The organism is Cytophagia bacterium CHB2 (assembly GCA_030263535.1).
Taxonomy (GTDB): domain Bacteria; phylum Zhuqueibacterota; class Zhuqueibacteria; order Zhuqueibacterales; family Zhuqueibacteraceae; genus Coneutiohabitans.
Genome location: SZPB01000273.1, coordinates 1 through 8,837, shown reverse-complemented (window position 1 = coordinate 8,837; position 8,837 = coordinate 1). Strand labels below are relative to the sequence as shown.

The following is an 8,837-nucleotide window of genomic DNA, read 5'->3' as shown; positions in this document are numbered from 1 at the left end:
AATAAACGCGCCAGAATGGCTTTGCCCAGCCCGCGCCGCAAGGCGGTTTGGGCGAACCGCCGCCGCATGCCGAACAACGCCGCGCCCAGCATCAGCAATGCGGCGGCCGTGCCGTAGGATAATCCCCAAAGATTTTGCGGTTGAATATCGGAGATGATCGCATTTGCCGAAAACACCAGGCCGCAAACCGCCAGCGCGAGCAAGAACATTCGCATGCCGGCAGAATAACTACGCCAGGGCTTGAAACTCTTGCGTAACGAGGTTTTATTCACTGTCAAAAAACTGTTTTCTGCCATAAATGAAAATTCTGTTTGACATGAACGTTGCACGTTCATACCTGTAACTGACCGTTTCGTAATTGAGCTTGCGGGCAGCTTGCTTTCATCTAAGTGATTGAATAACCCGCAGACAAGCTCACGCCGCGCCGTTATTTTCGCAAAAGCAATGCCACTTTCATGTTATATCTTTTTAGGGAATCATTATGAGTATCTCCGTAAGCAAAAAAGCCTCGAACGAGTCGAGGCTTTTTTGAGCAGTTCAAATGGCCATTTCAAACAAGACGGCCAAAATTTTTAGTACAATTGTCCGTACAGCAGTCTAATCTCCTTCATGCAAATTCCTGATCACTATTTGCAAACCAAAACTGATTGAAGGGAGAAAATATTTTTCACGTCGCCGGCATTGGAATGGCTACCTCACCACAATCAACTTTTGTGTTGCGGTATAACTACCCGCTGTCATGCGCAACAGGTAAATCCCGGCGGGCAGCATTCTGCCGCTGTCATCGCGGCCATTCCAGGAAATTTCATGAATGCCCGCAGGCTGCTCGGCATGCAGCAAACGGCGCACACGGCGGCCCATCACATCATAAAGCACAAGCTCGATCATACTTTGCTTGGCCACATGAAAAGCAATGCGAGTTACACCCGCGCCCCAACGCATGGGATGAGGAAAACTCTGCTCCAACTTGTATTGCGCCGGAACGTTTGCTTGCGGCTCTGCCACGCTGGTAAGGGTGAGGTTGATTTTCCACTCTGCCGCAATCGTATTCACGCCGTCGCTTACTTCGACGCGGATGCTGTGTTCGCCGGGGGCATAGAAAAAAGCGACAAACGCATAGGTTTGCGCAAAGGAAACCGGAAAATTATCGGCAAACCAGGTGTAGCTCAAGGCATCGTTATCTGCATCGATCGCAGCAACGGCGAATTTCACGGTATCCCGTTTTGCTGCGACGAGAGTTTGATTTGCCGCCGGCGCAACACTGCTCCACACTGGTGGATTGTTGCCCGCCAGCGGCAGATTGCGGGTTGGCGCAATATCGTACCCTTCCAGCGGCGAAATGTCGGTTTCAGTTGGCGCGGTTGTGCCGAAATAATTGAAGCGTGCATTGATTTTTGTTGCGCCTGGCGCGCGTGAAAGCTGGCGGCCAATAGTGCCGCCGGTATTGCCGAAAATATCATTGCTGCGTCCCGGCTCACCGCCGATTTGCGGCAATGCCGCGCCCGCGCTATAAATTGCGCCGCCGAAGCTGGCCGACGCAACATGATTTTGCGTAATGCGATTGCCGCTGATCAGCACCGGCGAGTTGTCCAAATACATGGCAGAGCCGGGCGCCATTGAGCTGTTTCCCATGAACGTGCAAGCGAGAATCTCTGCGCTGCTATTCAACAAATAGATCCCCGCGCCCGTGCCTTGATTCCGCGTGAAACGCGATTGCACAACGGAGAGTCCGCTGACGCCAACGCCTGACAACCCCGCGCCGAATCCTGCGGTAACGTTGTTGTGAAAATGCACGCCGCTTACACGAATGTTTTGCGCATTCTGAATTCGCAATGCCGAGCCGTTTTCCCCGGCAGCAGCTTTTGCCAAACGAGAATGGTTTCCCGTCGTCAACGTGACATTGCGCACGGCAATGCTTTCAGCCGCAACGATTTCCAGGATCCGGCCGACCTCACTGCCCTCGAGCAACACGCTGTCGGCATGGCTGCCGGCCAATTCTATCCGGCTCGGAAGCTGAAGCGGAAAAATTTCTCCGCTCGTTTTGTTGGAATAGATGCCTGTTGCCAGACTGAGCGTGAACAAATCTCCCGGCAATGACACAAACAAGCGCAGCGCTTGCCGCAACGTGCGCAGCGGATTTTGCGCCGAGGGCGCGGCATTGCTGTCGCTGCCTGCGGGTGAGAGATAAAGTGTGCGTTGTTCAAAGGGCAAAACGATGCTCGTTCTGCGGAAATTCGCAACCTCAAAACTTCCCGGTTCGCCCACCACCGCGTCATCCGGCAGCGCGCCAAAAAAATTGTAACGCGCATCAATCGGATTATTGCGCGCCGGCCCGTACAGGCTTGCTGCCTTCACCGCCGCGGTGTTGCCATAAAGATCGTTACCGTTTGCCAATGTTCCGCCGATAATCGCATTCGCCTCGGCATTGACATAAATCGCGCCGCCGGTTTGCGTGGCCGCATTGTCAATGATCGTATTGCGATAAATTTGCGTCATGCCGCCCGACAATGCCACGGCGCCGCCCTGTTCCGCTTGATTGCCGCGCATACGATTCGACAGAATCTGCGCCAGCTTGGGCCGGTTGCCATGCAGCGCGCCGCCGCTGCCGGCGGTTTGATTGCCGAAAAATTCGCAATGCTGAATGATCACACTGTCGCCCTCGACATTGATCGCGCCGCCGCGCAGGTGTGCTTGATTGCGCTCAAAACGGGTGTGTTGAATCACGGCGCCAGTGTTGTTGCGCAATGCCAGGCCGCCGCCTTGCACCGCAGAATTATCTTGAAACCAGCAGCTATCGATCAAACTGACTTCCACCGAGTCCAGCAACACCGCGCCGCCGCGCTGGCCGCTTTTTCCGTTTTGCAAAGTCAAATGGCGCAACGTGACGTTTTGCAGTTTGCGGCCTTCGAAAATGCGGCGGCTGCCGTCGCCTGCGATGACGGTTTCTTCGCGCTTGCCGCCGGCAATCGTAACATGGCTTTCGAGCGGCAGCGGAAAAATCTCGGCGGTGGCGTCTTTCGCATACCGTCCGGGCAGCAGTTGCAACTGCATGGGCAACTGCGGCATGCCGAAGAACAGTTTCAAAGCGCCGGCTATCGTGCGCAGCGGTTCCGCCGGGCTGGCGCCGGAGGCTTCATCATTTCCGTGCGGCGCGACAAAAAGCGTGCGTGCGCCGCGCGGCATGCGAATAGCAATATTGCGATACTCCACCAATGAAAACTCCGTGAAGGGATGCGCGGTACCCGCGTGCGGAATTTCACCCCAATAGTTGTAACGCGCATCAACCGTCAATCCCGGCGTCACGCGATAAAGCTGGCTGCCTTGTCCGTCTGTTGTGTTGTCATAAATATCATTTCCACGATTGCGATTTGCGCCGATGAGCGGCAGCGAAGCGCCGTCCAAGGCAATTGCGCCGCCGCCCAGGGTTGCGTGATTGTTGCGCATGCGGTTCGAGCTTAATTCGATGCGTGATTGCGCGATGTACATCGCGCCGCCGATTTCCGCGCGATTGCCAGTGAAATCATTTTGCGTGAAAACCGTGGTACTGTTGGAATCGCATGCCACCGCGCCGCCGGATTGCGCGAGGTTATCGACAAACACATTTCTGGAAATCTCGTTATCATCGCCGTACAATGCCAATGCGCCGCCGGCGCCCGTGCTTTGATTCCCGCGAAAAATGCTGGCCGTCAGGCTCATGTTTTCACAATTGATCAAACGCAATCCCGCGCCGTGGCTGCCTTTGTTGTTTTCAAATTGCAAAGAATCCAACTGCACACGTTCGCACGCGCGCAACAGCAGCGCGCCTTTATTGGCATTGCGCAAAGTCAAGCCGGCCATGCGCACCGCCGCAATATTGGCGCTGTTGATCAGTTCCGATTCGTGCCAGTCCGCACCGTCGATACTCGTCGCCTCGCGTCCTGCTCCCAGCAGGTTAATGCGCGTCTTGAGTTGAATTGGAAAGTTTTCGCCGGTAGCGGCATGGCTATAAACCCCGCTGCGCAAGTGCAAGCGCAGCGTGTCCAGCTCAGTCGCAAAGATTTGACTCAACGCATAGCGAATGGTACGCCAGGGTTTTTGCGGCGTGCCGCTGTCTTCATCCGAGCCGCCCGGCGCAACATAAAAATCGCGCGCGCCGAATGTCGCGGTGATCGAAACATTGCGGGCATTGCTCGAATTTATTTGATCGGTGGGCGAAGCCACGCGCCGGCTCGGCAAAGCGCCCCAAAAATTATAGCGCGCATCTGCCGTGCTTTGTCTGCCAAACAAAAGTAATTGCGACCCGTCTTGTGCTCCCACGTTTTCGTGAATATCGTTGCCTAGATCAAAAGCGCCTCCAATAACAGCGCCGGTGACGTTCTGCAAAACAATGCCGCCTGCGCCCGTCTGCTGACTCTGCTCAGCGGTATTCCAGCGTATCCGGCATTTTTGAATGATCGGCGCGGTCGAGGCGATGAACATGCCGCCGCCGATGTTCATGGCCTTGTTGTATTGCATGGTCACGCCGGCGATGATCGTGGCGGTGGAACTGTCATGATACAGCGCGCCGCCGTTGAACGCGGTGTTGTTTTCCAGCCAGCAATCTTGCAGTGTAAAGCCGCTGCCGCGCGAGACAAACAAGCCGCCGCCAAGATCTTCCGCTTGATTGTTGCGCACCCGGCAGCGTATCAGTTGCAAATCGGTAAACCCTTTGACCCACAAGCCTGCACCCTGGCCGGAGGCTTGCGCCACGCCGGGCGCTTTGCCGTTTTGCAGGCACAAATCCATAACGCTGACCTGTTGCACGTTATTGCCGGTGAACACTCTCGCCGTTTGACCCGCATCGATGATTGTCGCAAAGGCCCCGGAGCCGATGATGGCCACGTAATTTTTCAAATGGAGGGGAAACGTTTCGTTTGTGGCAGCAGCGCTGAATGTGCCGGAAGAGAGTTTGAGAGCTTTGGGGAAAGCGGCGCTGGCTTGTACAGTTTGCAAGGCGAAGGTTACGCTGCGCCACGGTTTTTGCGCCGTGCCATTGCCCTGCATGTCGCTGCCGGAAACGGAAACATAGAGCGTATCAATTGCCGCGCCAGCGCGCAACGGAAGCAGAAAAAGAATGAGCCAACCGAACGGCAAAAACAATGCGACGGAACAGCGGCGGCGGGGTAAAAACGTGAAGGCCATAGGTGAAACCCCTGAAAGTTGTCAAAATCCATTTTGTTGCGCCCACTCGTTGAGCCACTCGCAAAGCTGAAGCATGAGGCCGTAAAAATTGTGACAAATGTGTTACGTGTTTATATATACCGACTAGAACGAAGATTGAGGACAGAGGAAATGCGGATATTCCCTCATGTTAGCTCAATGAGACGATTAAACTCGGACTTGACTTTCCGCCTGTGGCTGTGTACGTTTTCTTGATTTTTAATATTCTTGTAACAAAATGCACCGGAAGAGCGGGAGACCTGAATGGATGTCAACTACATCGCGCTGGCCATTCCATTTTTTCTTGTCTTGATCGGCTTTGAAGTGTGGTTTGCGCGGCATGAGCGCAAAGAGTATTACCGCTTCAATGACGCCATTAATGATTTGAGTTGCGGCGTGGCGCAACAAGTGGTGGGCGTTTTCAGCAAAGTCGCGATCGTGGCGGGTTACATTTGGATTTATGAAAATTTTGCGTTCTGGGAAATTTCTTCTCAATCAATTCCGGCGTGGATCGCGTTGTTGTTCGGCGTGGATTTTTGTTACTATTGGTTTCATCGCGTCAGCCATCGCATGAACGCGCCCTGGGCGGCGCACATCGTACATCATCAAAGCGAGGAGTTCAATCTCGCCGTGGCGCTGCGGCAGGGCACGTTTCAAAGCTGGTTTTCATGGATTTTTTATCTACCGCTTGCCCTGATCGGTTTTCCGCCATTGATGTTTCTCACCATGTCGGCCTTCGATACGCTTTATCAGTTTTGGATTCACACCCGCGCCATCGACAAACTCGGCCCGCTGGAGTGGGTGATGAATACGCCCTCGCATCATCGCGTGCATCATGGCCGGAATCCGCGCTATCTCGACAAAAATTACGCGGGCATTTTCATCATTTGGGATCGTTTGTTTGGAACATTCGAACCGGAAACCGAGCCGGTGGTTTACGGCGTGACCGAACCGCTCAACAGTTGGAATCCGATCTGGGCGAATTTTCATTACTGGGTAAAACTCAAACATCTCGCTGCGCAATTTCCACGTTTTATCGACAAAGTGAAACTGTTTTTCATGCCGCCGGAATGGCGGCCCGCAGGCCTGTCCCCGCTGCCGCCGCACCCCGAAGTGACGCCCGAAACTTATGTGAAGTACGATACCAGAACGCCGCTCGGATTGAATCTTTACGTGTTCGTGCATTTCCTGCCCGTCATCGCCGCCACGTTTTATTTGCTGCAAAAGGAAAACGTTTGGCCGGCAGCATGGCGCATCGCAACTGCCGCAATGATTCTGCTGGCTCTGTTGACGCTCGGAGGAATTTTGGATAAAAGAAAATGGGCATTCCAACTGGAGTTTGTGCGGCTGGCGGCGCTTGCCGTCGCCGCCATAACGGCCTCACTCGGACACGAACTGTTCATGCTGCTGGTATTGTTGACCTTTGTTCTGGCCGCCGTTGTAACATTCTGGCTCGGCAGTTATCGCCACATTTTTGGCGTGCAAGCGCCTGCGGACGTCCCTTCAAAATACCCAGGACACGTCTCAACGATTTCCCGGAGTGAGACCTAGAATTCCGCCTCTCAACCTATGAATCGCATCGATCGACTTGTTGCTACTGTTCTTCTGTTGCAAAGCCGCCGCCTGATCCGGGCGCAGGATATTGCCGAGCATTTCGGCATCAGCATACGCACGGTGTATCGTGATTTGCTGGCGTTGCAAGAAGCGGGAGTACCGCTGGCGGCTGAAGCCGGCGAAGGCTATAGTCTGGTGGATGGTTATCATCTGCCGCCGGTGATGTTCACGCAGGAAGAAGCCAGCGCCTTGTTTGTCGGCGGTGAATTCGTGCAGCGCCTCACCGATGCCTCGCTCAAAAAGCATGCAGAATCCGCATTGCTGAAAATTCGCGCGGTGTTGCCGGAGGATCGCCAGGAGTACATCGAGCGCCTGCAACAAGTCACACAGGTTTTCACGCAGCCGGCCCCACAACAAAACGGTTTTCGCGACGATGTGCTCACCCTGATGCAGGACGCCGTGGTGCATCGCCGTGTGTTGAAAATGGAATATTGCGCCTTAAACACCGGCGAGATTACGCATCGTTGCGTCGAGCCGCTGGCTTTGCTGTATTATAACGACCACTGGCATCTTATTGCGTATTGCCGACTACGCCGGGACTATCGTGACTTTCGCACCGATCGCATTAAATTCATCCAAACCGTTGACGAAATTTATTCGCTGCGTGAAGGATTTTCCATTGCAAAATATTTGCAAGAAGCGAACAAAATCGAAAATCCGCAGGAAGTGCGCGTCAAGTTTAAGCCGGCGGTGGTGAAACGCGTGCGCCACCGCTATTTTTTGGGCGTTGCGGAAGAGCCGACGGCGGATAACGGCGTCATCATCACGTTTCTTGTTCCCGCGCTGGAAGTCATGGTTGATTGGCTGCTCGGCTTTGGCCCGGAAATCGAAATTCTACATCCGCCGCAATTGCAGCAAATGATTTTGGAACACGCGCAGAAAGTCGTAGCCCATTACGCCACGAACAGCCCCAATTAGCTGGATTCTCTGCTAGTTCTCTTCTAAAACTATCCTCCTCGAAGAGACTCATGTCATCAACTCATGCCACGCTCGCCCGGCGTTTATCTGAAATGTTCGCGGAATTGGCGCAGGTCGAAGCCATTGCGCTGGCGGGTTCGTGCAGCAATCAGGTTGCGGACCCGGCCTCGGATATTGATTTGTATGTTTATACCCGAAGCGATATTCCTCTGGCGGCGCGCCAGAGTATCGTCGATCGCGCCGGCGGCGCCACCAAAGCCGATCTCGGGCTAACGCACTGGGGACCCGGCGACGAATGGTTCGATGCCGCCAGCGGAATCGAAGTCGATATCATTTACTTCGATGCGGCTTGGATGGAAAATCAAATTCATCGCGTTATGCGTGAGCATCAGGCCAGCCTGGGCTATACCACGTGTTTTTGCCATACCGTCAAACAGTCGCAAATTTTTTCCGACGCGCGCGGCTGGCTGGCGGGTTTGCAAAGCCTTTGCCGGCAGGAATATCCCGAGGCGTTGCGGCGCAACATTATCGCATTCAATCATCCCATTTTGCGCCGGGTCATTCCGTCTTACGCCAATCAATTGGAAAAAGCCGTGAGGCGCGGCGATCTCATCAGCATCAATCATCGGCTGGCGGGACTCCTCGCCAGTTATTTTGATGTGATCTTCGCCCTCAATCGGCAACTGCATCCCGGCGAAAAGCGTTTGCTGGAATTGGCGCTGGCCCGCTGTGAAAAACTTCCGCGCGACATGGCCGCCGATCTGGTGAGCCTCCTGCGGCTGTCGGCGACGGGGGAACCGCTTTTGCTCAACCAACTAACAGAATTCTTGAATCGACTCGATCAACTGCTCGAACAAGAAGGCTTTGATCCTCAAACTTCGCGGCCTCGAGTGTTATGATACATGGCTTACGCTAATTCAAACAGAGAATGATTCTATGCAGATCAAATTCTTCGCTACGCCCGCGGCGTTGCGCAAGTGGTTGGAGAAGAATCACGACACAGCGCAAGAATTGTGGGTGGGATTCTACAAGAAAAGTTCGGGCAAGCCCAGCATCACCTGGCCGGAGGCGGTGGATCAACTGCTTTGTTTTGGCTGGATCGATGGCGTGCGCAAAAGCGTCGATGA

Annotated in this window: 6 protein-coding genes; 4 read left to right on the top strand and 2 right to left on the bottom strand. The window is 54.2% G+C overall.

Going from position 1 to position 8,837, the window contains the following annotated elements; all coding sequences use genetic code 11:
• Positions 1-296: hypothetical protein (locus FBQ85_21620; GenBank protein MDL1877738.1), on the bottom strand; the 296-nt coding region annotated here is incomplete at its 3' end.
• 394 nt (positions 297-690) lie between these two features.
• Entirely contained in the window at positions 691-5,160 is a 4,470-nt protein-coding gene (locus FBQ85_21615; protein ID MDL1877737.1) for a DUF1565 domain-containing protein, read from the bottom strand.
• Between the two features lie 282 nt (positions 5,161-5,442).
• Between FBQ85_21615 and FBQ85_21610 the strand changes: the two genes are divergently transcribed.
• The 4 genes from FBQ85_21610 to FBQ85_21595 all read left to right on the top strand — a co-directional run.
• Positions 5,443-6,729, top strand: coding sequence for a sterol desaturase family protein (locus tag FBQ85_21610; protein ID MDL1877736.1), 1,287 nt, complete (start codon positions 5,443-5,445; stop codon positions 6,727-6,729).
• 18 nt (positions 6,730-6,747) lie between these two features.
• Positions 6,748-7,710 (top strand): YafY family transcriptional regulator, encoded by a 963-nt coding sequence (locus FBQ85_21605; protein MDL1877735.1) that lies wholly within the window; start codon positions 6,748-6,750, stop codon positions 7,708-7,710.
• Positions 7,711-7,760: 50 nt separating this feature from the next.
• A complete protein-coding gene (locus FBQ85_21600; protein MDL1877734.1) occupies positions 7,761-8,609 on the top strand; it encodes a DUF4037 domain-containing protein in 849 nt (282 codons plus the stop codon).
• A 37-nt stretch (positions 8,610-8,646) separates the two neighbouring features.
• Positions 8,647-8,837, top strand: a 191-nt coding sequence (locus FBQ85_21595; GenBank protein MDL1877733.1) for a bacteriocin-protection protein, incomplete at its 3' end; no start/stop codon positions are given.